This is a genomic window from Pseudomonas sp. JV449 (genome assembly GCF_032424295.1).
Classification (GTDB): Bacteria; Pseudomonadota; Gammaproteobacteria; order Pseudomonadales; family Pseudomonadaceae; genus Aquipseudomonas; species Aquipseudomonas marginalis.
In genome coordinates this window covers 75,943-97,542 of record NZ_VYKD01000004.1, presented here as the reverse complement: position 1 = coordinate 97,542, position 21,600 = coordinate 75,943, and the positions used below count along the sequence as shown (strand labels likewise).

General features: G+C 61.3%; 25 protein-coding genes. 12 read left to right on the top strand and 13 right to left on the bottom strand.

Translation table 11 applies throughout. The annotated features are described in order from the left end of the window. Positions 1-23: 23 nt before the first annotated feature. Complete coding sequence (locus F6S08_RS04610; RefSeq protein ID WP_065924444.1) at positions 24-680, bottom strand: thiopurine S-methyltransferase; 657 nt, start codon at positions 678-680, stop codon at positions 24-26. 105 nt (positions 681-785) lie between these two features. On the opposite strand from F6S08_RS04610, the gene F6S08_RS04605 reads away from it, so the two are divergent. Next, positions 786-1,553 (top strand): DODA-type extradiol aromatic ring-opening family dioxygenase, encoded by a 768-nt coding sequence (locus F6S08_RS04605; protein WP_065924443.1) that lies wholly within the window; start codon positions 786-788, stop codon positions 1,551-1,553. Positions 1,554-1,622: 69 nt separating this feature from the next. Here F6S08_RS04605 and F6S08_RS04600 read toward each other — a convergent pair whose 3' ends face one another. After that, positions 1,623-3,296 (bottom strand): DEAD/DEAH box helicase, encoded by a 1,674-nt coding sequence (locus F6S08_RS04600; RefSeq protein WP_027606997.1) that lies wholly within the window; start codon positions 3,294-3,296, stop codon positions 1,623-1,625. A 422-nt stretch (positions 3,297-3,718) separates the two neighbouring features. Here F6S08_RS04600 and F6S08_RS04595 point away from each other — a divergent pair, with 422 nt between their 5' ends. Beyond that, positions 3,719-4,510, top strand: coding sequence for a crotonase/enoyl-CoA hydratase family protein (locus tag F6S08_RS04595; protein WP_065924442.1), 792 nt, complete (start codon positions 3,719-3,721; stop codon positions 4,508-4,510). Position 4,511: 1 nt separating this feature from the next. Here F6S08_RS04595 and F6S08_RS04590 read toward each other — a convergent pair whose 3' ends face one another. Next, the gene (locus tag F6S08_RS04590) at positions 4,512-5,267 is read right to left on the bottom strand and encodes a spermidine synthase (protein ID WP_065939972.1); all 756 of its coding nucleotides are present in this window, start codon (positions 5,265-5,267) and stop codon (positions 4,512-4,514) included. 124 nt (positions 5,268-5,391) lie between these two features. On the opposite strand from F6S08_RS04590, the gene F6S08_RS04585 reads away from it, so the two are divergent. After that, positions 5,392-6,738, top strand: a complete 1,347-nt coding sequence (locus F6S08_RS04585) for a class II 3-deoxy-7-phosphoheptulonate synthase (protein ID WP_027606994.1) — start codon at positions 5,392-5,394, stop codon at positions 6,736-6,738. On the opposite strand, the gene F6S08_RS04580 is transcribed toward F6S08_RS04585, so the two are convergent. Beyond that, positions 6,728-7,948, bottom strand: a complete 1,221-nt coding sequence (locus tag F6S08_RS04580; RefSeq protein WP_315871336.1) for a winged helix-turn-helix domain-containing protein — start codon at positions 7,946-7,948, stop codon at positions 6,728-6,730. The two genes, F6S08_RS04585 and F6S08_RS04580, sit on opposite strands and share 11 nt — an antisense overlap. Before the next feature lie 45 nt (positions 7,949-7,993). After that, positions 7,994-8,200: a DUF1127 domain-containing protein gene (locus F6S08_RS04575; RefSeq protein WP_065924439.1), complete on the bottom strand. Its 207-nt coding sequence runs from the start codon at positions 8,198-8,200 to the stop codon at positions 7,994-7,996. A 70-nt stretch (positions 8,201-8,270) separates the two neighbouring features. Between F6S08_RS04575 and F6S08_RS04570 the strand changes: the two genes are divergently transcribed. After that, positions 8,271-9,152, top strand: a complete 882-nt coding sequence (locus tag F6S08_RS04570) for a LysR family transcriptional regulator (RefSeq protein ID WP_065924438.1) — start codon at positions 8,271-8,273, stop codon at positions 9,150-9,152. On the opposite strand, the gene F6S08_RS04565 is transcribed toward F6S08_RS04570, so the two are convergent. Beyond that, on the bottom strand, positions 9,142-9,891 hold the full coding sequence (locus F6S08_RS04565) for a sulfite exporter TauE/SafE family protein (RefSeq protein ID WP_027606990.1): 750 nt from the start codon (positions 9,889-9,891) through the stop codon (positions 9,142-9,144). The two genes, F6S08_RS04570 and F6S08_RS04565, sit on opposite strands and share 11 nt — an antisense overlap. Positions 9,892-9,999: 108 nt before the next feature. Here F6S08_RS04565 and F6S08_RS04560 point away from each other — a divergent pair, with 108 nt between their 5' ends. The 4 genes from F6S08_RS04560 to F6S08_RS04545 all read left to right on the top strand — a co-directional run bounded on the left by F6S08_RS04560 (position 10,000) and on the right by F6S08_RS04545 (position 13,182). Then, the gene (locus F6S08_RS04560) at positions 10,000-10,950 is read left to right on the top strand and encodes a LysR family transcriptional regulator (protein ID WP_065924436.1); all 951 of its coding nucleotides are present in this window, start codon (positions 10,000-10,002) and stop codon (positions 10,948-10,950) included. 79 nt (positions 10,951-11,029) lie between these two features. Further along, positions 11,030-11,482, top strand: coding sequence for a MarR family winged helix-turn-helix transcriptional regulator (locus F6S08_RS04555; protein WP_027606988.1), 453 nt, complete (start codon positions 11,030-11,032; stop codon positions 11,480-11,482). Between the two features lie 236 nt (positions 11,483-11,718). Further along, entirely contained in the window at positions 11,719-12,138 is a 420-nt protein-coding gene (locus F6S08_RS04550; RefSeq protein WP_027606987.1) for an organic hydroperoxide resistance protein, read from the top strand. A 27-nt stretch (positions 12,139-12,165) separates the two neighbouring features. Beyond that, on the top strand, positions 12,166-13,182 hold the full coding sequence (locus F6S08_RS04545) for an alpha/beta hydrolase (RefSeq protein WP_074844657.1): 1,017 nt from the start codon (positions 12,166-12,168) through the stop codon (positions 13,180-13,182). A gap of 65 nt (positions 13,183-13,247) precedes the next feature. On the opposite strand, the gene F6S08_RS04540 is transcribed toward F6S08_RS04545, so the two are convergent. Further along, entirely contained in the window at positions 13,248-13,820 is a 573-nt protein-coding gene (locus tag F6S08_RS04540) for an elongation factor P (RefSeq protein ID WP_003172723.1), read from the bottom strand. A 48-nt stretch (positions 13,821-13,868) separates the two neighbouring features. After that, positions 13,869-15,002 (bottom strand): elongation factor P maturation arginine rhamnosyltransferase EarP, encoded by a 1,134-nt coding sequence (earP, locus tag F6S08_RS04535; RefSeq protein ID WP_065924433.1) that lies wholly within the window; start codon positions 15,000-15,002, stop codon positions 13,869-13,871. A gap of 167 nt (positions 15,003-15,169) precedes the next feature. Here earP and F6S08_RS04530 point away from each other — a divergent pair, with 167 nt between their 5' ends. After that, on the top strand, positions 15,170-15,541 hold the full coding sequence (locus tag F6S08_RS04530; protein WP_065947246.1) for a hypothetical protein: 372 nt from the start codon (positions 15,170-15,172) through the stop codon (positions 15,539-15,541). Between the two features lie 5 nt (positions 15,542-15,546). Continuing rightward, the gene (locus tag F6S08_RS04525; protein WP_315871335.1) at positions 15,547-16,029 is read left to right on the top strand and encodes a transcription elongation factor GreAB; all 483 of its coding nucleotides are present in this window, start codon (positions 15,547-15,549) and stop codon (positions 16,027-16,029) included. Between the two features lie 5 nt (positions 16,030-16,034). Here the strand turns inward: F6S08_RS04525 and cysB are convergent, their stop codons facing one another. The 5 genes from cysB to F6S08_RS04500 form a co-directional block, all read right to left on the bottom strand. After that, entirely contained in the window at positions 16,035-17,009 is a 975-nt protein-coding gene (cysB, locus tag F6S08_RS04520; RefSeq protein ID WP_003189876.1) for an HTH-type transcriptional regulator CysB, read from the bottom strand. Between the two features lie 104 nt (positions 17,010-17,113). Further along, a complete protein-coding gene (locus F6S08_RS04515; RefSeq protein ID WP_315871334.1) occupies positions 17,114-17,614 on the bottom strand; it encodes a universal stress protein in 501 nt (166 codons plus the stop codon). Between the two features lie 53 nt (positions 17,615-17,667). After that, positions 17,668-18,585 (bottom strand): 5'-nucleotidase, encoded by a 918-nt coding sequence (locus F6S08_RS04510; RefSeq protein ID WP_027606981.1) that lies wholly within the window; start codon positions 18,583-18,585, stop codon positions 17,668-17,670. 15 nt (positions 18,586-18,600) lie between these two features. Continuing rightward, on the bottom strand, positions 18,601-19,554 hold the full coding sequence (locus F6S08_RS04505; protein WP_315871333.1) for a putative 2-dehydropantoate 2-reductase: 954 nt from the start codon (positions 19,552-19,554) through the stop codon (positions 18,601-18,603). Further along, on the bottom strand, positions 19,551-19,937 hold the full coding sequence (locus F6S08_RS04500; protein WP_027606979.1) for a thioredoxin family protein: 387 nt from the start codon (positions 19,935-19,937) through the stop codon (positions 19,551-19,553). The genes F6S08_RS04505 and F6S08_RS04500 overlap by 4 nt, the downstream gene beginning before the upstream one ends. Here F6S08_RS04500 and F6S08_RS04495 point away from each other — a divergent pair. Both F6S08_RS04495 and F6S08_RS04490 read left to right on the top strand, forming a co-directional pair. Beyond that, the gene (locus tag F6S08_RS04495) at positions 19,936-20,370 is read left to right on the top strand and encodes a PilZ domain-containing protein (RefSeq protein WP_065924429.1); all 435 of its coding nucleotides are present in this window, start codon (positions 19,936-19,938) and stop codon (positions 20,368-20,370) included. The genes F6S08_RS04500 and F6S08_RS04495 overlap by 2 nt on opposite strands. 130 nt (positions 20,371-20,500) lie before the next feature. Next, positions 20,501-21,577, top strand: a complete 1,077-nt coding sequence (locus tag F6S08_RS04490; protein ID WP_027606977.1) for a 3-deoxy-7-phosphoheptulonate synthase — start codon at positions 20,501-20,503, stop codon at positions 21,575-21,577. Positions 21,578-21,600 lie beyond the last annotated feature (23 nt).

Genomic DNA, 21,600 nt, shown 5'->3' with positions numbered 1-21,600 from the left:
CGCCCCTTTTTTGCGCGCGGGTTTTACCCCTTGGTGAGCCGATAAACGCGCTCTTCAAGACACGTGACACCGTCCTGCACGAACTTCCAGCTCTCACCCAGGATATCCTGGGCTTCGAGCACCTCCAGGCTCCACTGCAAACCCAGCAGCACCTTCACCTCATCATCCGGCACCGCAAAGGGCGGGCCGGCTTTTTGCGTCTGGTCGTAGTCCAGGGTGATCAGTATTCCCTGGCAGCCTGGCCGCAACAGGCTGTTCAACTGCTCGGCGTACTGCGCGCGCATCAGCGGCGGCAGGGCGATCAGTGCGGCACGGTCGTAGAGCGCAGTGCAGTCAGCCAGTGCCCCGGCGTCCAAGGCAAAGAAATCGCCGCACCATATTTCGATCAAATCAGCCTGGTACACCTTGAACACGCCGTGCCGAGTGATGCGCGGCGTCAGGTTCTGCTCGCTGAAAAAGGCTTCTACCGCCTGCTCCGACAGTTCAACGCCGAATACGTGATAGCCGTTGCTGGCCAGCCACATCAGGTCCAGGCTTTTACCACACAGCGGCACCAGCACCTTGGCGCCCTGGGCAAGGCCCAGCGCAGGCCAATACCGCAGCAGGTAAGGATTGACCTCGGGCAGGTGAAAGCCAATCTGATTGCGCGCCCAGCGCTCCTGCCAGAATTTGGGCTCCATGGAATCACCTCCGAAAATTCGATCAAAAAGCGCTAAAACTTATATTAGATTTAGATCAATGATCTGATTGAAGATGGGCCCATGTTAAACCTCAGGACCTTCCTTATGTTGCCCAGCCTGTTTATCTCCCACGGATCGCCCATGCTTGCCCTGCAACCCGGCGCCAGCGGCCCCGCCCTGCAGCGCCTGGCCGCTGAACTGCCGCGGCCGAAGGCAATTGTGGTGGTGTCGGCACATTGGGAAAGTCAGGAACTGCTGGTCAGCGGCAGTGCTGCGCCCGAGACCTGGCACGACTTCGGCGGTTTCCCCCGGGAGCTGTTCGCCGTGCAGTACCCGGCACCGGGCGACTTGCAATTGGCCAACGAAATTGTCGAACTGCTTCATGCCGACGGCTTGAATGCGCGGATCGATGAGCGCCGCCCTTTTGACCATGGCACCTGGGTGCCGCTCTCGCTGATGTACCCGGCAGCGGATATTCCAGTGGTGCAAGTCTCCTTGCCAAGTCACATGGGCCCTGCCCTGCAAACCCGCGTCGGGCATGCCTTGGCCAGCTTGCGCGAACAGGGCGTACTGTTGATCGGCTCCGGCAGCATCACCCATAACCTGGGCGAGCTGAACTGGCAGGCCGGACCTGAGAGTATCGAGCCTTGGGCACGCGACTTCCGTGACTGGATGGTGGAGACACTCGCCGCCAACGACGAGGCGGCCTTGCATGATTACCGTCGCCAGGCGCCCCACGCCGTGCGCAATCATCCCAGCGATGAACATTTGTTGCCGCTGTACTTTGCGCGGGGCGCAGGGGGTGACTTCAGCGTTGCACACCAGGGGTTCACCATGGGCGCGCTGGGTATGGACATCTACCGCTTCGGTTAACAGCGGACAAAAAAAATCCCCGAACCAGTCGGGGATTTTTTATGTGCGATCAATCAGCCCAAGGGCGGATCAATCTTCGCGGTAGCGACGCAGCTTCAATTGCTTGCCGGCAACGCGGGTGTCTTTCAGCTTGGTCAGCAGTTTTTCCAGACCGTCTTCCGGCAGCTCCACCAGGGAGAAGCTGTCACGGACCTGGATGCGACCGATGGCTTCACGTGCCAGGCCACCCTCGTTGAGGATAGCGCCCAGCAGGTTCTTGGCAGCGATACCATCACGTGCGCCCAGCGCGGTACGGCAACGAGCACGGCCTTCAGCCAATGGAACCGGAGCGCGACGCTCGCGATCACCACGGTCCGGACGGTCGCCGGTACGCTCTGGACGATCACCGCGTGGCGCGTTGTTCGGCACCAGTGGGCGCTCTTTCTCGATGGCTGCCAGGGTCAGGGCCTGACCGTTGGTAGCCTTGCGCAGCAGGGCTGCAGCCAGGGCACGCGGGGTGCAACCGATATCGGCGGTCAGGCGGTCCAGCAGGTCGCCGTGGGTCGATTCAGCGTCAGCCACCAGCGGCGACAGGCTGTTGGTCAGTTTCTTGATGCGGGCATCGAGAACAGCCTGGGCATCCGGCAGGCGGACTTCGGCGACTTTCTGACCGGTTACACGCTCGATCACTTGCAGCATGCGGCGCTCACGTGGCGTCACCAGCAGCAGTGCACGACCTTCGCGACCGGCACGGCCGGTACGGCCGATACGGTGAACGTAGGATTCCGGATCGTAAGGCATGTCAACGTTGAACACGTGGGTGATACGCGGCACGTCGAGACCACGAGCCGCTACGTCGGTCGCCACAACGATGTCCAGGCGGCCATCCTTGAGGGAGTCGATCACGCGCTCACGTTGGTTCTGGGCGATGTCACCGTTCAGCGCAGCGGCTTTGTAGCCTTTGGCTTCCAGGGCACTGGCCAGGTCCAGGGTCGCTTGCTTGGTACGCACGAACATGATCAGGGCGTCGAAGTCTTCGACTTCCAGCAGGCTCAATACAGCCGAGGTCTTCTGGTCAGCGTGAACCAACAGGTGAGCCTGTTCGATCGCGGTAACGGTCTGAGTCTTGGTCTGGATCTTCACGTGTTGCGGATCGCGCAGATGGCGTTCGGCAATGGCACGGATCGACTGTGGCAGGGTAGCCGAGAACAGGACGGTCTGACGGGTCGGAGGCAGTGCCTTGAAGATGACTTCCAGGTCATCCATGAAGCCCAGCTTCAACATTTCGTCAGCTTCGTCCAGAACCAGGTGGTTCACGGTCGACAGGACTTTCTCGTCGCGACGCAGGTGGTCGCACAGACGGCCCGGGGTGGCAACAACAATCTGAGCGCCATTACGGATGGCTTTCAGTTGCGGGCCCATCGGCGCGCCGCCATAGACGGCAACAACGGTAACGCCTGGCATTTGCTTGGCGTAGGTTTCGAAAGCGGTTGCTACTTGCAGCGCCAACTCACGCGTTGGCGCCAGGATCAGGGCTTGCGGTTCGCGCTTGGCAGGATCGATGCAGTGTAGGATAGGCAGGGCGAACGCGGCGGTTTTACCGGTACCGGTTTGCGCCTGGCCAATCATGTCCTGGCCGGCCATGATGATCGGGATCGATTGCTGCTGAATCGCCGAAGGTTCTTCGTAGCCGGTCGCGATGACGGCAGCGAGAATGTTCGGGTTAAGATTAAAAGCGGCGAAGCCGCCGGTTTCCTGGGTCATGGGTCTGCCTCTAAGTGCATCCGCAAAGACCCATGCTCCAAAGCTGCGCATGCCGTGTTGAGACTCAAGAGTCGCCCTGGCTGCTTTGTCGGCGGGGATTTGCGAAAACGAATGAATGAAAAAGATTCGTCAAGGGAGAGTCCGCTGTGCGGACGTGCAGCCGAAGCTGACTTCGGGGAATTGCGCTACCTAAACGCGGCCCGGTTAAAGGCCGGCGCGCACTATACCGGAAATACCTGAAAAAGGGAGCTTTTTTTATCGCCAGGCGCCGATAAACCGCGCTGCATCACAGTCTTTGCAGATAAGCGCGGCAGGGTCTATTTTTCAAAGGCCCGGCCCTGCTGGTCATAACGCTTAAACGGTTCACCTTGCATCGAGACCCTTTGGTCTGAAACCCTTCATTGCGCCCGAGGGAACACCCGATGAATCAAGCCAGCAGCAGCCGCGTCAGCCGTGAACTCCAGGGCCATGTCCTGCTGTTGGGCCTGGATCGGGTCGCCAAGCGCAACGCCTTTGACCTGGACTTGCTCAATGAACTGAGCCTGGCTTATGGCGAATTTGATCGAAATGACGAAGCACGGGTGGCCGTAGTATTTGCCCACGGCGACCACTTCACCGCGGGCCTGGACCTGGCCAATGTCAGCGCTGTGATGGCTGGAGGCTGGCAACCGCCCCTGGGCGGTTGCGATCCCTGGGGCGTTTTCGCCGGCCCCAGGGTCAGCAAGCCGGTGATCGTCGCGGCCCAGGGCTATTGCCTGACCATCGGTATCGAGTTGATGCTCGCGGCGGATATCAACCTGTGCGCGAGCAATACCCGCTTTGCGCAGATGGAAGTGCAACGTGGGATTTTTCCGTTTGGAGGCGCGACATTGCGCTTTCATCAGATCGCCGGCTGGGGCAACGCCATGCGCTGGCTGCTCACCGGCGATGAATTCGACGCCCATGAAGCCCTGCGCCTGGGCCTGGTGCAGGAAGTCATGGCCAGTGAAGACCTGCTGCCCCGCGCCATCGAACTCGCCAGCCGCATCGCGCGCCAGGCCCCGCTTGGCGTCCAGGCCACCTTGATGTCGGCCCGCCTGGCACACATGGAAGGCGAAACCGTTGCCGCCGCCGCGCTGCCGCCGATGGTGGATAAATTGCTGAACAGCGAGGATGCCAAGGAAGGCGTGCGGGCGATGGTCGAGAAGCGGCCGGGGGTGTTCAAGGGCATCTAGCTTATGTAGCAGGACGAATCGCCTTGATCAACGGCTGCAACGAATAACCCAGACGCGGCGCCAACAACTCAGCCCGAGTAGAAAGCGCATCCAGATCCAGCGCCTGGTCCAGCTCCGAAGGCACCAACAGGATCACATTGCCCTCCTTCACCGGCAGTTCCCAATAATGCCGGTGGTACAAACCACGCAGCAACGCCGCGCCCAAAGGTTTGCCATCATCGGTCGCCCACTGGTTGATCACCAGCCAACCGCCGGGGTTGAGTTTCTTCTGGCAGTTTTCCAGGAAGGTCCAGGCCAGGTGTCCGACGCCGGGACCGACATCCGTGTAGAGGTCGACGAAAATCAGGTCCGCCGATTCAGCGCTCTCCAACAATTCCAAGGCGTCGCCGATGCGGATATACAGGCGCGGATCATCATCCAGCCCCAGGTATTCGATGGCCAGGCGCGGCACATCGGGGCGCAGCTCGATGGCTTCGACATCCTCCAGCGGCAGGAACTTGAGGCACGCCTGGGTCAAGGTGCCAGCTCCCAGGCCGAGGAACAGTGCGCTCTCCGGCTGCTCATGGCACAACGCGCCGATCAGCATCGCGCGGGTGTAGTCGTATTCCAGCCAGCTCGGGTCAGCGGTGAACACGCAGCTTTGCTCGATGGCGTCGCCAAACTCGAGAAACCGGTAATCGGCCACCTCGAGTACACGAATCATGCCGAAATCATCATGGACTTCGGCCAGCAGGCGCTCGACACGCTCCTCGCTCATCACTACTCCTAAAGGGTCTACCCCACGGCAAAGGCGCGATTGTCGGCCAACCGGCGGCAACAGGTCACGCACTAATTGCTGATAACATTGGCGCCCGACCGTCAACCACCCAATCGAGTTCATGATGAGCCAACCCTGGAGCCCCGACAGCTGGCGCGCCCTGCCAATCCAGCAACAACCCCAGTACCCGGACGCTGCGCACTTGTTGCAAGTGGAGCAGAGCCTGGCCAGCTATCCGCCGCTGGTGTTTGCCGGGGAAGCCCGCGAGTTGCGCCGTCAGTTTGCCGAGGTGACCCAGGGTCGCGCGTTCCTGCTGCAAGGTGGCGACTGCGCCGAGAGCTTTGCCGAGTTCTCCGCCGCAAAAATCCGCGACACCTTCAAGGTGTTGCTGCAGATGGCCATCGTGATGACCTTCGCCGCCGGCTGCCCGGTGGTGAAAGTCGGGCGCATGGCCGGCCAGTTCGCCAAGCCGCGCTCGGCCAACGATGAGACCCTCGACGGCATCACCCTGCCCGCCTACCGTGGCGACATCGTCAACGGCATTGGTTTCGACGAAAAAAGCCGCGTGCCGGACCCGGACCGCCTGCTGCAGTCCTACCACCAGTCCACCGCCACCCTCAACCTGCTGCGCGCCTTTGCCCAGGGCGGTTTTGCCGACCTGCACCAGGTGCACAAGTGGAACCTGGACTTTATCGCCAACTCCGCCCTGGCGGAAAAATACAGCCAGTTGGCCGACCGCATCGACGAAACCCTGGCCTTCATGCGCGCCTGCGGCATGGACAGCTCGCCGCAGTTGCGCGAAACCAGCTTCTTCACCGCCCATGAAGCGCTGCTGCTCAACTACGAACAAGCCTTCGTGCGCCGCGACAGCCTGACCAACGACTACTACGACTGCTCGGCCCACATGCTGTGGATCGGCGACCGCACCCGTCAGTTGGATGGCGCCCATGTCGAATTCCTGCGCGGGGTGAACAACCCGATCGGCGTGAAGGTCGGCCCGAGCATGAACCCGGACGACCTGATCCGCCTGATCGACATCCTCAACCCCGACAACGACCCCGGCCGCCTCAACCTGATCGCGCGCATGGGTGCAGGCAAAGTCGGCGACCACCTGCCCAAGCTGATTCGCGCGGTGCAGCGCGAAGGCAAGCAGGTGCTGTGGAGCTCCGACCCGATGCACGGCAACACCATCAAGGCCAGCAGCGGCTACAAGACCCGCGACTTTGCGCAGATCCTCGGCGAGGTCAAGGAGTTCTTCCAGGTGCACCAGGCCGAGGGCACCTATGCCGGCGGGATTCATATCGAAATGACCGGGCAGAACGTCACCGAGTGCATCGGCGGCGCACGGCCGATCACCGAAGATGGCTTGTCGGACCGCTATCACACCCATTGCGACCCGCGGATGAACGCTGATCAGTCGCTGGAGTTGGCATTCCTGATTGCCGAGACATTGAAGCAGGTCAAACGCTGATCATCGCAGCCCGCAACCGGTCGGCACTCGGCCGCTGGCAATTGAGCTGGATATGTTCCAGCCCCAGCCAGTCGGCCATTTGCCGCAGGTTCAGGGCCAGCGCCTGCATCCCCTCATCATCCAGCCCCGACTCCTCTTCGTGCACCCCATGCACGGCCAGGCGCCCGTTGGCGCGTTCGGCCCGCAGGTCGATACGTGCAGCGATCCGCTCGTTGTGCAAAAACGGCAGCACGTAGTAGCCGTACACCCGCTTGTGTTGCGGGGTGTAGATCTCCAGGCGGTAGCGGAAATCGAACAGGCGCTCGGTGCGGCTGCGCTCCCAGACCAGCGAGTCGAAGGGCGACAGCAGTGCGCTGGCCGACACCTTGCGTGGCATTTTGGGCTCGGGCAGGCAGTAGGCTGCCTGCTTCCAGCCTTGCACCTGGCACACCTGCAATTGCCCGTCCTCGACCAATTCCGCCAGGCGACTGCGACTGTCGGCGGGGTCAAGACGGAAGTAGTCGCGCAGGTCTTTTTCGGTGCCTACACCTAAGGCGGTGGCGCTGTGCAGCAACAGGCCACGCTGGGCCTCGGCCTCGGTCAACGGCGCCTGCTGGAGGATATCGCCAGGGATGACGCGCTCGGGCAAGTCATAGAGCCGCTCGAAGCCACGCCTGCCGGCAACGGTAACCAGGCCGGCGGCGAACAGCCATTCAAGCGCATGCTTTTCATCGCTCCAGTCCCACCAGGGTCCGGCTCGCTCTTCGCGGGTCGACAAACTGCCCGCGCCCAGCGCGCCCTGCTGTTCGACAGTCTGCAAAACGCGCTGGATCGTGGCCTGTTGTTCACGACCGAAGCGCGCCATCTGCGAATAGATTCCCCGTCCCTGCCGCGCCCGCTCCATACGCCAACGCATCAAGGGATACAACGCCATCGGCAGCAACGAGGCCTCGTGCCCCCAGTACTCAAACAGCGAACGCCGCCGGCCCTGGCTCCAGGCCGCCTGTTCAAGCATCAACGGCGAGTAACCGCCCAGGCGGGAAAACAGCGGCAAGTAATGAGAGCGCACCAGCGCATTGACCGAGTCAATCTGCAACACGCCCAAGCGCTCGATCACGCGGTTGATGTGAGCAGCTTTTATCAGTACGGGCGCCTGGCGCCCGGAAAATCCCTGGGCCGCCAGCGCCATGCGCCGAGCTTGCTTGAGGGAAAAAGACAGGTCGGCGGCCATGAGGTTCTCCATGTGGGCTCGCCAACCACCCTACTGCATCCGGCGTCATTTTCGCAGCGGGTCTTGCCAGAAATGCAGATGGCGATCCTGCTCAACGTCGCCGCGATTGAGCCCGATGTCCTTGAGCGCATCATCGCTCAAGCTGGCCAGGACCTGACGCTCCCCATGCAGCGCCTGCCAACGGGCAATCCTGTGAAACAGCCCGGAAAACGGACGTTTTGCCATCAACACAAAGCCTCTTTGACCTTTCATCTTCTCGCCCTCCAATGGGGATGACGCGAGTGTGTGCCTGGCCTTAAGATCAATCCAACGAATGTTTCTTATGCAATACATCTCGGAGATTGATCAATTGTCCGGCTACCCGAGCATCGACACTGAGGTACTGCGCACTTTCGTCGCCATCGCCGACCAAGGCGGTTTCACCCGCGCCGGTGAACGGGTCAACCGCACCCAATCGGCGGTGAGCATGCAGATGAAGCGCCTGGAAGAAGACGTGCTGCAGCGCAAACTGTTCGAGCGCGATGGCCGGCAAGTGCGGCTTACCCCCGAGGGCCAAGTGCTGCTGGGCTATGCGCGGCGTATCTTGAAATTGCACAGCGAAGTCTTCAACACCCTGCGCGAGCCGCATATGGTGGGGCTGGTACGCATCGGTACACCGGATGACTACGTGATGCGCTTCCTGCCGGGGATTCTCCAGCGGTTTTCCAAGGCATACCCGCTGATCCAGATTGAGATGCACTGCGAGGCGTCCACGGTGCTGATGCAGCGCCGGGACCTGGCCCTGACCGTGATCAGCCGAGAGCCCGGGAATGATGTCGGGGAGCTGTTGCGTTCCGAACGCATGGTATGGGCCGCAGCACCGTGCTTTTGCGTAGACGAGCACGACGCCCTGCCCCTGGCGATTTCCGGTGCTGACTGCCTTTATACCCAGTGGGCCCTTGGGGCACTGGATTCGGTCGAGCGCAGTTATCGCCTTGCCTATCACAGCACCAATGGGGCGGCGATCCAGGCAGTCGTCAGCGCGGGCTTGGCGGCCATGGTCAGCATGGAAAGCCTGGTGACTGCAGACCTGCGCATACTCGGCAGCGAGGAAGGGTTACCGCCCTTGCCGTCAATGAACCTGCGTTTGCTGCGTAACCCCCTGATGGCCTCACCGATCACCGATTGCCTGGCCGAGTACATTCTCGAAGGCTTCAGACTTTAAAGGTCAGCATTACCGCACACAGCACCAGGAAGCCGCAGAACAGGCCGCGCAACAGCCTTTCCGGCAGGGCGTGGGCGACTTTCACGCCCCAACTGATACTGAGCAGGCCACCGACGGCCAGGGGGATGCCGATCAGCCAGTCCACTTCGTGGTGCCAGGCATAGGTGACCAGGGTCACCCCGGTACTGGGCAGGGCCAAGGCCAGGGACAAGCCCTGGGCGACCACCTGGGTGGTGCCGAACACACTGGTCAGTACCGGCGTGGCCACCACCGCGCCGCCCACCCCAAACAAACCGCCCATGGAACCGGACGCCGCGCCCAACACGCCAAGCCAGGGCCAGGAATAACGCATGTGTGCCGTCGGCGGTGCATTTCGCGTGAACATGCGCAGCAGGTTGTAAGCCGAAAGCGTCAGCAGGAACACGATAAAGCCGATGCGCATGGCGCCTGCGTCCAGCCCCACGGCCCAGATCGAGCCGAGCCAGGCAAAGCTGAAGCCCATGATGCCCAACGGCAGGGCGTGGCGCAGTTCGATGCGATTGCGCTGGTGGTAACGCCACAGGGCGAGCATCACGTTGGGCACCACCATCACCAGCGCCGTGCCTTGGGCAAGTTGTTGGTCCAGGCCGAACCATACGCCGAGGACCGGGATCGCAATCAGCCCACCGCCAATACCAAACAGGCCACCGACCGTGCCGAGGGCCACGCCCAATACCAGGTAAACCGCTAAATCCAACACCGCTCGCTACTCCACATTCCCAGGCCCTGCATGCTACGCAGTCGACCCTGGCGCGGAAACGCACAGCAACGCACAATGGCTGTGCCAATCTCGCATAAGCGCGCATCGATGAATCCCAACACGCTGACCGATCAACTGAGCCTGTTTCTCGATGTACTGGAAACCGGCAGCTTTTCTGCCGCAGCCCGTCGCCATCCGCTGACCCCTTCGGCGGTGGCGCGGCGCATCGACAGCCTGGAAAGCTCCGTGGGCAGCCGCCTGTTCCAGCGCAGCACTCACGCGGTGGTGCCGACCCCGGCGGGCCTGGCCTTCGCCGAGCGGGCACGACGGATTGTCAGCGAGCTGCAACTGGCGCGGGCGGAAGCGGTCTCCTTGAGCCATGCCCCCGAAGGCTTGATCCGCGTGGACGCACCGGCAGCGTTTGGTCGACGGCATCTGGCACCCGTGATCGCCGACTTTCTGAATGTGTACCCGGGGCTGGATGTGCACCTGCATCTGATCGACAGCTTTGTCGATATGCAGGGCGCGCATCTGGGCAAGGTCGACCTGGTGCTGCGCGCCGGGCATATCGTCGATACACGGCTGATCGCCACGCCCCTGGCCAGTATCGTGCGCATCGCCTGCGCCAGTCCGGCCTACCTGAAAAGCCGTGGCACCCCGGCCCACCCTCGCGAATTGAGCGAGCATGACGGCCTGGACTGGGACGGCCTGGCGCCGATGTTCGCGTGGCGCTTCGAGTTGGACGGGCGACGTGCAACGCATCGCCCGCGGCGCATCCGCATGAGCGCCAACAACGCTGAAGCGTTGTTATCGGGCGCCCTCGCCGGGCTGGGGATCGCCCACCTCCCCACCTGGCTGGCCAGTGAGTACCTGGTGCGCGGCGAGTTACTGCCGCTGTTTTGCCAAGACGGCCTGCCCAACCCGGAGACCACCGGGATCTATGCACTGCGCCTGGAACAGCAGCCCAATGCGCGCAGCCGGTTGCTGCTGGAATACCTCAAGTCCCGATTCAGCCCCGTGCCGCCTTGGGATCTGGCCCTGCAAAGCGGACTGGTCTGACCACCCGCACAAAATTATCTGGCGCATTAAAGATTTGCCCGCTAGATTCCAGGCAGACACGCTTTTTTGAGGCACCACCATGAGCAAAAATCCCGCCCCGTGCGAATCCCTGTTGCTGGACAACCAACTGTGTTTCGCCCTGCACTCCACGTCGCTGCTGATGACCAAGGTCTACAAACCGCTGCTGCAAGCCCTCGGCCTGACCTACCCGCAGTATCTGGCCATGATGGTGCTGTGGGAAGAAGATGGTTTGACCGTCGGAGAAATCAGCAGCCGCCTGCTGACCGACCCGGGCTCCCTGACACCACTGCTCAAGCGCCTGGAAGCCGAAGGCCTGCTCAGCCGCACCCGCAGCCGTGAAGATGAGCGCGTGGTGGTGGTGGAACTGACCGGCGCCGGGCGCGCCTTGCAGGAAAAGGCCATGGGTATTCCACAGTGCATTCTCGGCGCCAGCGGTTTGGAGCTGGACCAATTGCGCAAGCTGCAGGCTGACTTGCTTGCGTTGCGGGGCAACCTGCAGAACGCGATCTGAACACGGCAAAACACTCAACCTGTGGGAGGAGGCTTGCTCCCGATGACGGTTTATCAGTCGACGAATCTTTTGACTGAAACACCGCTATCGGGAGCGAGCCCCCTCCCACATTGGTTTGCAGCGACTGAAAAATATTTATACATTTATCTTGCGCACTAAACATTAGCGCTATACATTTACCTCACCAACTACTTAGCGCGCAAAACTTTAGCGCTAAAAACCAAGAGGACGACACCATGCAAACGCTCTATACCGCAGTAGCCACCGCCACCGGCGGCCGTGATGGTCGCGCTGTTTCCAGCGACAATATCCTCGACGTCAAACTCTCCACCCCCAAGGAATTGGGCGGCGCCGGCGGCCAGGCCACCAACCCGGAACAACTGTTTGCCGCCGGTTACTCGGCCTGCTTTATCGGCGCCCTGAAATTCGTCGCCAGCCAGACCAAACGCAAAATCCCGGATGATGCCTCGATCACTGCCCACGTCGGCATCGGCCAGATCCCTGGCGGTTTCGGCCTGGATATCGACCTGCACGTCAGCCTGCCAGGCCTGGCCGAGGACGATGCGCAAAGCCTGGTCGACGCTGCGCACCAAGTCTGCCCGTACTCCAACGCCACCCGTGGCAACGTCGATGTGCGCCTGCACGTAACCGTCTAACCACTGCCGCTGTCACTGGAGAAGAACATGAACACATTTGCCAACGTGCTGACCGGCAGCCTGCTCGCCCTGTCCGTCACTCACGCGTTTGCCGCCAATGGCGACGTTGAACACAGTACCCAGGCCTTCCTGGATGTGTTGAACGCCGGCACTGGCAAACCGATGGAACAACTGACACCCACGCAAGCCCGTGCCGTACTGACGGGTGCCCAGGCCGGTGTGAAGTTGACCCTGCCCAAGGCGGACGTGAGCCAGAAGACCATTCAGGTCGATGGCCAGCCGCTGGACCTGACCATCGTGCGGCCAGCCGGGGTCAAGGGCACATTGCCGGTGTTCATGTTCTTCCACGGCGGCGGCTGGGTGTTGGGGGATTACCCGACTCACGAGCGCCTGGTGCGCGATCTGGTGGTGGGTTCGGGGGCCGTGGCGGTCTTCGTCAACTACACGCCTTCACCGGAAGCCCGCTATCCGGTGGCGATCAACCAAGCCTACGGCGCAACCAAGTGGGTCGCCGAGCATGGCAAGGACATCAACGTCGACGGCAAACGCCTGGCGGTCGCGGGTAATAGTGTCGGCGGCAATATGGCAGCCGTCGTCAGCCTGATGGCCAAGGACAAGGGCACACCTGCGATCAAGTTCCAACTGCTGTTATGGCCGGTGACCGATGCCAATTTCGAGACGGCGTCCTACAACCAGTACGCCGAAGGGCACTTCCTCACCAGGAACATGATGAAGTGGTTCTGGGACAACTACACCACCGACGCCAATCAGCGCGCCGAGATCTACGCCTCGCCGCTGCGGGCGACCGCGGATCAGCTCAAGGGCTTGCCGCCCGCGCTGATTCAGACCGCCGGTGCCGACGTGTTGCGTGACGAAGGCGAAGCCTATGCGCGCAAGCTGGACCAGGCCGGGGTTCCAGTGACGGCCGTGCGCTACAACGGCATGATCCACGACTACGGCTTGCTCAATGTGGTCAGCCAGGTACCAGCGGTGCGTTCGGCCTTGCTGCAGGCATCCGACGAGCTCAAGCAACACCTGAAGTAAAAAAGCAGCGCCCACGAAAAAGCCCGACGCTAGGTCGGGCTTTTTTCGTATCGGCGGGGCCAGAATTACTTCTTGGCGCGACCTTTGTACGAACCACCTTCGCGGGTGTCGATCTCGATCAGGTCGTCAATTTCGATGAAATCGGCTACTTGCAGTTCGGTACCGTTGCTCAGCTTGGCAGGCTTCATTACTTTGCCCGAAGTGTCACCGCGAGCGGAACCTTCGGTGTAGGCAACCTTACGCACGATAGTGGTCGGCAGCTCTACGGAAACCAGGCGCTCTTCGAAGAAAATAGCTTCGCAGACGTCTTCCATGCCTTCTTCGATGAACGGCAGAACAGCTTCGATATCTTCAGCGTTCAGCTCGTACATGGTGTAGTCGGTGGTGTCCATGAACGTGTAGGTATCGCCGCTGATGAAGGACAGGGTCGCTTCCTTGCGGTCGAGGATCACGTCGTCCAGTTTGTCATCGGCGCTGTAGACGATCTCGGTCTTGTAACCGGTCAGCAGGTTCTTCAGCTTGGTCTTCATGATTGCGCTGTTACGACCAGACTTGGTGAACTCAGCTTTCTGAACCAGCCAAGGGTCGTTTTCGAGACGGATCACTGTACCGGGTTTCAGTTCTTTACCAGTTTTCATTGCGTATATCCGAAATTTGGATGGGATTACAAAAATCAAGGTCGCGTATCATATCCAACTTTCATAAAACTGTACCAGCGCCGTCGCAAGATCGGCCTGCAAGCCTTGTTCCAGACACCACGTCTGCGCGTGCTGGCTTAACTCAGGCCAGTGCGCCAGCAGCATTTTCCACGCTTGTGCCATATCGCCATCAGTGTTCCAGGCTTGCCAGAGCTCGACCAGGGCAGCCTTTGCGGCCGGTGACAGCGCGGCGGTGTACAGGTCCAGGAAGGCGTCGAGCTTGTCCAGGTGGATGTCTTCGTCCTGGCGATAGATGTGCCACAGCAGCGGCCGCCCGGCCCATTGGGCGCGCACGAACGAGTCTTCGCCGCGCACGGCGTTGAAGTCGCAACACCACAGCAGGCGGTCATATTGCTCCTGGCGCACAAACGGCAGCACCTGCACGGTCAGGGCGTTGCGTTGATGGACGTCCCCCACCGCCAGGCCTTCGACACCGAGCCAATGCTGTACATCACCGAGGATGCGCCCTTCCGGCACCAAGAGATGAGTGGTGTGCCCGTCGGTCGAAAGTGCATCCAGCCAACTGGCCAGCCCGGCGTTTTCGTAGGCGAACAACGAGATCAGCCGCGCACCAGCTGCCGGAAACACACCCAAGGCTTGCAGGAATTGCCGCTGCGCAGCGGCATCCTGCTGAAACGCCTGACGCTGCTCCAGCAACCCTGCCTCGCGTAACAGCCCCCCGGTGCCGGGTCGGAAACCCGGAAAAAAGAAGTACTTCTGCACACCCTTGAACTTCACCGACGGCAACCGATGGCACCCCACTACCCAGTCTTCGGCACTGAGGTAATCCAGGTTCATCCACAACGGCGTGCGTTCACGCGCGGCCATGGCTTCCATGTAGTCAGGCGGCAACTGGCAGGCGAAGGCGGCGATCACCACATCGGCTGCCGGTGCGCTCGACCACACGGCCGGCCAATGGCGCACATCGACACCCTCTTGCCATTGCTGGTCCAGGCGCACATCAATCTCCGGACACATACGCTCGAAGGCGCGCAGGTCGTCGACCCACAAGCGCACCTCGCAGCCCTGCTCCGCCACCAATTGCCGGGCCAGGCGCCAGGTCACGCCGATGTCGCCATAGTTATCGACGACGCTGCAAAAAATATCCCAGCGGGCTTTCATTCCGCGCTCCAACGCTCAAAGGCTCGATTGTCCGCATAAATGCGCCAATGCAGAAGGCTTGATCGCGATTATTCTGCACAGTGGCTGTGCGACAATCGCCATCAACACCCCCGGATTTGCGTGGGGTGGATAAGACGGTACCTACGTTGTCCTTCAAGGAGCTCATCATGTCCTCTAGCGCGCCTATGTCGCTGCCCAAGCTCACGCTCGCCGTTGCCCTGGGGCTGTGGCTGGGATTTATCGCCATTGCGCTGACCAGTTGGCTGGCGTCGCGCTATCTGTTCCCGCAGAGCCTGGCGCCTGTAGCCCAGGCCGTTCAGCAACTGGGCAAACCTGCAGCGGTTGCGCCGGAGCCGCCGAACCGTATGTTCGAGCAGTACCAACAGAACCTGCAGAAGCAGGAACAACAGCAGGCCCTGGACCAGGCCCGCAATAACGCACGCAACCTGTCCAACCCAAAATGCCAGTTCTGGCTGCAGCAGGACCAGAACGCACCGAATGAAAAGACCCGGGCCAATGTCCTGCAATTCTGCGATTGATGACCATGAATAAACACGCCGTTCACCAGCTGATCCTGGAAAAACTCACGGTCGACCTCGACATCGCCCAGCGCGCCGCGCAGACCGCCTACGAAACCGCGACCCACGAAGAAAATATCGCCGAAAACAAATACGACACCCTCGGGCTGGAGGCGTCTTACCTGGCAGCCGGGCAAGCCAGGCGCGTCGAGGAAATCAAGCAGGCGCTGGCGCTGTGCCAGAACCTGCCACTGCGTGCGTACGATGATCAACGTGGCATAGAAGTCGGCACATTGCTGGGCCTGGAAGACGAGAACGGCCGCCAGCAGTGGCTGTTCCTGGCACCGGATGCGGCGGGTTTGAAGGTGGACGTGGTCGGGCAACCGGTGACCGTCATCACCCCGCGTTCACCCTTGGGCAAAAGCCTGCTGGGCAAGTACGAAGGTGATGAGGTGGATATTCTGGTGGCAGGCGCCCGGCAACACTTTACGGTTACCGAGGCCAAATAACCCCCTTAATGGACGGGCAATTCCACGCCGTCGAACAGCTCTTCCAGTTCCTGCTTGTTGTGGCACTGGATCGCCTTGGCCATGACTTCGCGGGTCAGGTGCGGGGCGAACTTCTCGATAAAGTCGCACATGAAGCCCCGCAGGAAGGTGCCACGGCGGAAGCCGATCTTGGTCACACTGGACTCAAACAGCTCGCTGGCATCCAGCACCACCAGGTCTTTATCGAGGTTGGTATCGACGGCCATCTTGGCGACGATGCCCACGCCCAGGCCCAGGCGCACATAGGTCTTGATGACGTCGGCGTCGGCGGCGGTGAACACCACTTTCGGCGTGAGGCCACGATGGCTGAAGGCTTCGTCGAGCTTGGAGCGGCCGGTGAAACCGAAGACGTAGGTGACGATCGGGTATTCGGCCAGGGCTTCCAGGGTCAGCTTCGGCAACTTTGCCAATGGGTGGCCCTGGGGCACGACGACGCAACGGTTCCAGCGGTAGCACGGCATCATCACCAGGTCACCGAACAGCTCCAGGGCTTCGGTGGCGATGGCAAAGTCGACGGTGCCGTCGGCGGCCATCTCGGCGATCTGCATCGGCGAGCCTTGATGCATGTGCAGCGCCACGTCCGGGTATTGCTTGATGAAATCGCGGATCACCGGCGGCAATGCGTAACGCGCCTGGGTGTGGGTCGTGGCAATCGACAAGGTGCCTTTCTTCTCGTTGGAGAATTCCTGGGCGATCTGCTTGATGCTCTCGACTTTGCGCAGGATCTCGCCGGCGGTAGTGATGATGCGTTCACCGGCCGGGGTGACACGGGTGAGGTGCTTGCCGCTGCGCGCGAACACTTCGACGCCCAGCTCGTCTTCGAGCAGGCGGATCTGCTTGCTGATACCGGGTTGGGAGGTGTAAAGGCTTTGAGCGGTAGCGGAAACGTTGAGGTCGTGGTGCGCCACTTCCCAGATGTAGCGCAGTTGTTGAAGCTTCATATGTGTCCCTCAAAGCAGATAGACGCCACGGGTATCAGCGACGGTATATAACTATATTAAAGGTTTGACGGATAAATCTAGAACTTTTTATCGTTTTTTACCCATCACATGTCATCACTGCGTCGACGCTGTAACGCAGGCACCAGGTAAACCGGCACGCTAGACAACTGCAGCACCCGTGCGGCGGTACGCCCAAGCGGTGTGGCGGCCGCCGTGGCATGGCTGTGGCTGCCGACCACCAACAGGTCTACGGACAGTTTGCGCAACTGCTCGAGTATCACTTCGCACGGGTCGCCCTGGATCACCCGTACCGAGCGAATCAGTTCCAGGTCTTGCCCCCCGTCCCCCAACTCTTCGCGAAAACTGTCCAGCACCCGCTGCTCGATGGTCGCCATGACAGTGCTCAGCCCCTGGCTCTGCCACTCACTCAAGGCCTTCTCATCAAGGTAGCTCTGCAACACCGATTCGGCGAACAACCCGATGGGCTCGACCACATGAATCACATCCAGGTCAGCCTTGAACGTCCGCGCCAGCGCCAGTGCATGTTGCATCACATACGGCGCGTACAGACCAAGGTCCGTGGCGTACAGCATCGAACGAATCATAAAACCTCCCGGACGGCCAGGATGGAGGAGATTGAATGAGCTTAGCAGCGCCCCTAAGTCTCGGCCTGAATCCTCACCTCGTTACTGATGCCATGGGGCACATGCCCGGTGGCCACCACCTCCCTGGCTTTCTCGCAGTGACCGGCCTGGTCATCGAAAAACACATCCGCGGCAAACGCCTCCAGGAATGCGGACTTTTCCAGGCCGCCGAGAAACAGTGACTCATCCAGGCGGATGTCCCACTCACGCAAGGTCCGGATCACCCGCTCGTGGGAAGGCGCCGAACGGGCGGTGACCAAGGCTGTGCGGATCGGGCAGGCCTCGTCTGGAAACTCACGCTGCAACAAGTTGAGTGCCGCCAGGAAACCCTTGAAGGGGCCACCGTGCAAAGGCTGGCGTGCCGACTCGCGCTCGCTGGCCTGGAACGCCTCCAGCCCGCCGGCCTGGTACACGCGCTCCGATTCATCGGAGAACAGCACCGCGTCACCGTCAAAGGCAATCCGCAGCTCTTCGCTGGACGCCCGGCGCGGACCGCCCGACAGAATCGTCGCGGCGGCAAAGCCGGCATCGAGGGCACTGCGTACATCTTCAGCATGGGTGGAAAGAAACAGGTGACAGCCAAACGCCGCCAAATAGGGATAAGGACTACGCCCACCGACAAAGGCTGCGCGGGAAATATCCAGGCCGTAATGCTGGATGGAGTTGAACACGCGCAAGCCGGTGTCGGCACTGTTGCGCGATACCAGTACCACCTCGACCCGAGCACGGCCCAGGCTGGCATTGAGGCTCAGCAGCTTCTTGACCAGCGGAAAGGCGTCACCGGGCTCGAGGATCTCTTCCTCGTGTTCGATCTGGTATTTACGGTAGGCCTCCACCCCTTGGGCCAGGTAGACCTTGTGGCTGTCGCTCAGGTCGAACAGTGCCCGCGAGGAAATCGCCAGCACCAGTTTGTCGCCCAATCCCTTTGCCATGGTACGTCCCCCGAATCAGCGGTTATGCCGATCAATAAAGCTCAAGGCCTGGTACAGCGCCTGCATTCGTGGCAATTCGCAACCCGCGGCCTTGGCGGCAGCAAGCGGTCGCCCATAGATCGCCGCCAGTTCCAGCGGGCGTTTGTGTATATGGTCGTGGTACATGCTGGGCAGGTAATCGTCCATGGTTTCCGTCATGGCGAACATCTGCTCGGCATAACTGCCGGGGATTTCATGGCCGCAGGCATGGGCGCCCTGCACCACTTCGGCCATCAGCGCCTGGATCAGCTCGCGGCTGGATTCGTCCGCCATCATTGCCGTGGTACCCGTGCCCAGCAACACCGAGAGGCCGTTGTAGGGCACGTTCCACACCAGCTTGTGCCAGCGGGCCTGATGCACATTGGCCATGGCCTGGGACTCGATGCCGGCCTTATGAAACAACGCGGCACCGGCTTCGACAATAGCCTTCTGGCGGGCCTCATCGTTGGCGGCCGTGCCGCTGTGGTAGCCCAGGTTGACCCGGCCCAACGCCTGATGCTCGACGACGCCAGGCGCGGAGCGGTGTACGCCGATGTAGCACAGCCCGCCCAGTAGATGCAGGGATGGCGGCAGGTGTTCACGCAGACTGTCTTCGACATCCAGGCCGTTTTGCAGCAACACCACCTTGGCGTCCGGCGCCGCGACCTGGGCGAGGGTCGGGGCCAGCTCGACATTGCCGGTGGACTTGGTGCCCACCAGCAACCAATCGCACGGCGGCATGTCCGCGGCATGGGCGTAGGCCTGCACCGGGCGCAGTTGCAGGTTGCCATGCACACTGCTATTGACGCGCAGGCCGTGCTCGCTGACCGCCGCGTATTCGCTGCGCAGCAGGAAGTGCACGTCGAAGCCCGCGCGTGCCAGCATCACGCCATAGAAGCCACCGATGGCGCCGGTGCCGATAATACCGATACGTGGCGACTGTACTGTCATGGCAGTTCCTCCGGAGTGCGGCTAAGTGCTTGGTCAATGGTTTCGGTCAGGTCAGAAAGCGTAAGACGTGTCTGTATTTGCCCGAGGAACTGACCCTCGCACACCACGAACAACGCCGGCAAATGAAAGATCTGGTAGCGTTCGACCGCACCGCCATTGTGCCCGGCATCCACCCAGCACACGCGGTCCACCGGCAAACGCCAGCCCGGCAACTGCTGGCGTGCCCAACGGCAACTGGAACACCCCACGCTGGTGAACACCACCAGCGAAATACCTGGCAATCCCAGCAATTGCTGGTCAATATCCAGGTCGGTCAATTCCAGTTCCTTCACTATACTGCTGCCACCGCCGTCAACTGGACGGTGCTCGGAGTCCGTGTACATGGGTCGTTTTTTACCTCACCCTGATGATGTCGCTGTCGAGTTAATCCAACGCCCCTCTCCCGCCATCCCCCGCCAACGCCTGCACACTATCGGCCTGGGCGGCGTTGCCTGCAATTGGCCCCGCGCATGGCGCCAGGGCACGGCCGTTGACCTGCACATTCCCTCCCTGGGCGCCACGGCCCGATATCCGGGGTATGTGGCGTGGTGTCGCAAGGTGGAAAACGGCTACCGCGTGGGCATTTCGTTTACCGATGAACATGCGTTGTTCGGTGCGCGAATGGGTGAGCAAGCATGCCGGATAGAGCGCTACTGCCGCCAGCACGAAGATGCCGAGCCGACCCCGCAGCAACTCGAAGCCCTGGCCCGTGAGTGGGTGGCGCGCCATGCCGGCGAGTTCGCCCATGAGACGTTTGTGCGGCCAGCGCTGGATTAAAGCGGGCTTTGCCCATTGTCGCGGGCCCGTGTTACGCGCTAAGGTTCCTCCCCCCTGCATTCAAATCATGCTGTGCCCGCCGCACGGGGATGGCTGGCGGCCGGCACCCGTGACCCTGGCGAGTAACACGATGGCTGATTTACCGATCAATGACCTAAACGTCGAATCCAACGAGACCCTGATCACACCCGATCAGCTCAAGCGCGAAATCCCTCTGAGCGACGCTGCCCTGCAGACCGTCACCAAAGGCCGCGAAGTCATCCGTGACATTCTCGATGGCACCGACCACCGCCTCTTCGTCGTGATCGGGCCTTGCTCGATCCACGACCTCAAGGCTGCCCACGAATACGCCGAGCGCCTCAAAGTGCTGGCGGCAGAAGTGTCCGACACCTTGTACCTGGTGATGCGCGTGTATTTCGAGAAGCCGCGTACCACCGTGGGCTGGAAAGGCTTGATCAACGACCCGTACCTGGACGACTCGTTCAAGATCCAGGACGGTTTGCACATCGGTCGTAAATTGCTGCTGGACCTGGCCGAAATGGGCCTGCCCACCGCCACCGAAGCCCTCGACCCGATCTCCCCGCAGTACCTGCAGGACCTGATCAGCTGGTCGGCCATCGGCGCGCGCACCACCGAGTCGCAGACCCACCGCGAAATGGCATCCGGCCTGTCTTCGGCCGTAGGCTTCAAGAACGGCACCGACGGCGGCCTGACCGTGGCGATCAACGCGCTGCAATCGGTCTCCAGTCCTCACCGTTTCCTGGGTATCAACCAGGAAGGCGGCGTCTCCATCGTCACCACCAAGGGCAATGCCTACGGTCACGTGGTGTTGCGCGGCGGCAATGGCAAGCCCAACTATGACTCGGTCAGCGTTGCGCTCTGCGAGCAGGCGCTGAACAAGGCCAGGATCAAGCCGAACATCATGGTCGACTGCAGCCACGCCAACTCCAACAAGGACCCGGCGCTGCAGCCGCTGGTGATGGAAAACGTCGCCAACCAGATCCTCGAAGGCAACCAGTCGATTATCGGCCTGATGGTCGAGAGCCACCTGAACTGGGGCTGCCAGGCGATTCCAAAGGACCTGGCCGACTTGCAGTACGGCGTGTCGATCACCGATGCCTGCATCGACTGGTCCGCCACCGAGAACACCCTGCGCAGCATGCACGCCAAGCTCAAGGACGTATTGCCGAAACGCAAACGCAGCTGAACCTGTATTTGAAAGATGCGCAC

Bases quoted from the DNA above. Each gene is read 5' to 3' on its own strand.
- F6S08_RS04610 (WP_065924444.1), bottom strand. From the start codon at position 680: ATGGAGCCCAAATTCTGGCAGGAGCGCTGGGCGCGCAATCAGATTGGC.
- F6S08_RS04515 (WP_315871334.1), bottom strand. From the start codon at position 17,614: ATGATTCGTTCGATGCTGTACGCCACGGACCTTGGTCTGTACGCGCCG.
- F6S08_RS04550 (WP_027606987.1), top strand. From the start codon at position 11,719: ATGCAAACGCTCTATACCGCAGTAGCCACCGCCACCGGCGGCCGTGAT.
- F6S08_RS04500 (WP_027606979.1), bottom strand. From the start codon at position 19,937: ATGTACACGGACTCCGAGCACCGTCCAGTTGACGGCGGTGGCAGCAGT.
- F6S08_RS04510 (WP_027606981.1), bottom strand. From the start codon at position 18,585: ATGGCAAAGGGATTGGGCGACAAACTGGTGCTGGCGATTTCCTCGCGG.
- F6S08_RS04530 (WP_065947246.1), top strand. From the start codon at position 15,170: ATGTCCTCTAGCGCGCCTATGTCGCTGCCCAAGCTCACGCTCGCCGTT.
- F6S08_RS04585 (WP_027606994.1), top strand. From the start codon at position 5,392: ATGAGCCAACCCTGGAGCCCCGACAGCTGGCGCGCCCTGCCAATCCAG.
- F6S08_RS04505 (WP_315871333.1), bottom strand. From the start codon at position 19,554: ATGACAGTACAGTCGCCACGTATCGGTATTATCGGCACCGGCGCCATC.
- F6S08_RS04580 (WP_315871336.1), bottom strand. From the start codon at position 7,948: ATGGCCGCCGACCTGTCTTTTTCCCTCAAGCAAGCTCGGCGCATGGCG.
- F6S08_RS04545 (WP_074844657.1), top strand. From the start codon at position 12,166: ATGAACACATTTGCCAACGTGCTGACCGGCAGCCTGCTCGCCCTGTCC.
- F6S08_RS04490 (WP_027606977.1), top strand. From the start codon at position 20,501: ATGGCTGATTTACCGATCAATGACCTAAACGTCGAATCCAACGAGACC.
- F6S08_RS04590 (WP_065939972.1), bottom strand. From the start codon at position 5,267: ATGAGCGAGGAGCGTGTCGAGCGCCTGCTGGCCGAAGTCCATGATGAT.
- F6S08_RS04600 (WP_027606997.1), bottom strand. From the start codon at position 3,296: ATGACCCAGGAAACCGGCGGCTTCGCCGCTTTTAATCTTAACCCGAAC.
- F6S08_RS04560 (WP_065924436.1), top strand. From the start codon at position 10,000: ATGAATCCCAACACGCTGACCGATCAACTGAGCCTGTTTCTCGATGTA.
- F6S08_RS04525 (WP_315871335.1), top strand. From the start codon at position 15,547: ATGAATAAACACGCCGTTCACCAGCTGATCCTGGAAAAACTCACGGTC.
- F6S08_RS04570 (WP_065924438.1), top strand. From the start codon at position 8,271: ATGCAATACATCTCGGAGATTGATCAATTGTCCGGCTACCCGAGCATC.
- F6S08_RS04555 (WP_027606988.1), top strand. From the start codon at position 11,030: ATGAGCAAAAATCCCGCCCCGTGCGAATCCCTGTTGCTGGACAACCAA.
- cysB (WP_003189876.1), bottom strand. From the start codon at position 17,009: ATGAAGCTTCAACAACTGCGCTACATCTGGGAAGTGGCGCACCACGAC.
- earP (WP_065924433.1), bottom strand. From the start codon at position 15,002: ATGAAAGCCCGCTGGGATATTTTTTGCAGCGTCGTCGATAACTATGGC.
- F6S08_RS04495 (WP_065924429.1), top strand. From the start codon at position 19,936: ATGGGTCGTTTTTTACCTCACCCTGATGATGTCGCTGTCGAGTTAATC.
- F6S08_RS04540 (WP_003172723.1), bottom strand. From the start codon at position 13,820: ATGAAAACTGGTAAAGAACTGAAACCCGGTACAGTGATCCGTCTCGAA.
- F6S08_RS04575 (WP_065924439.1), bottom strand. From the start codon at position 8,200: ATGAAAGGTCAAAGAGGCTTTGTGTTGATGGCAAAACGTCCGTTTTCC.
- F6S08_RS04595 (WP_065924442.1), top strand. From the start codon at position 3,719: ATGAATCAAGCCAGCAGCAGCCGCGTCAGCCGTGAACTCCAGGGCCAT.
- F6S08_RS04605 (WP_065924443.1), top strand. From the start codon at position 786: ATGTTGCCCAGCCTGTTTATCTCCCACGGATCGCCCATGCTTGCCCTG.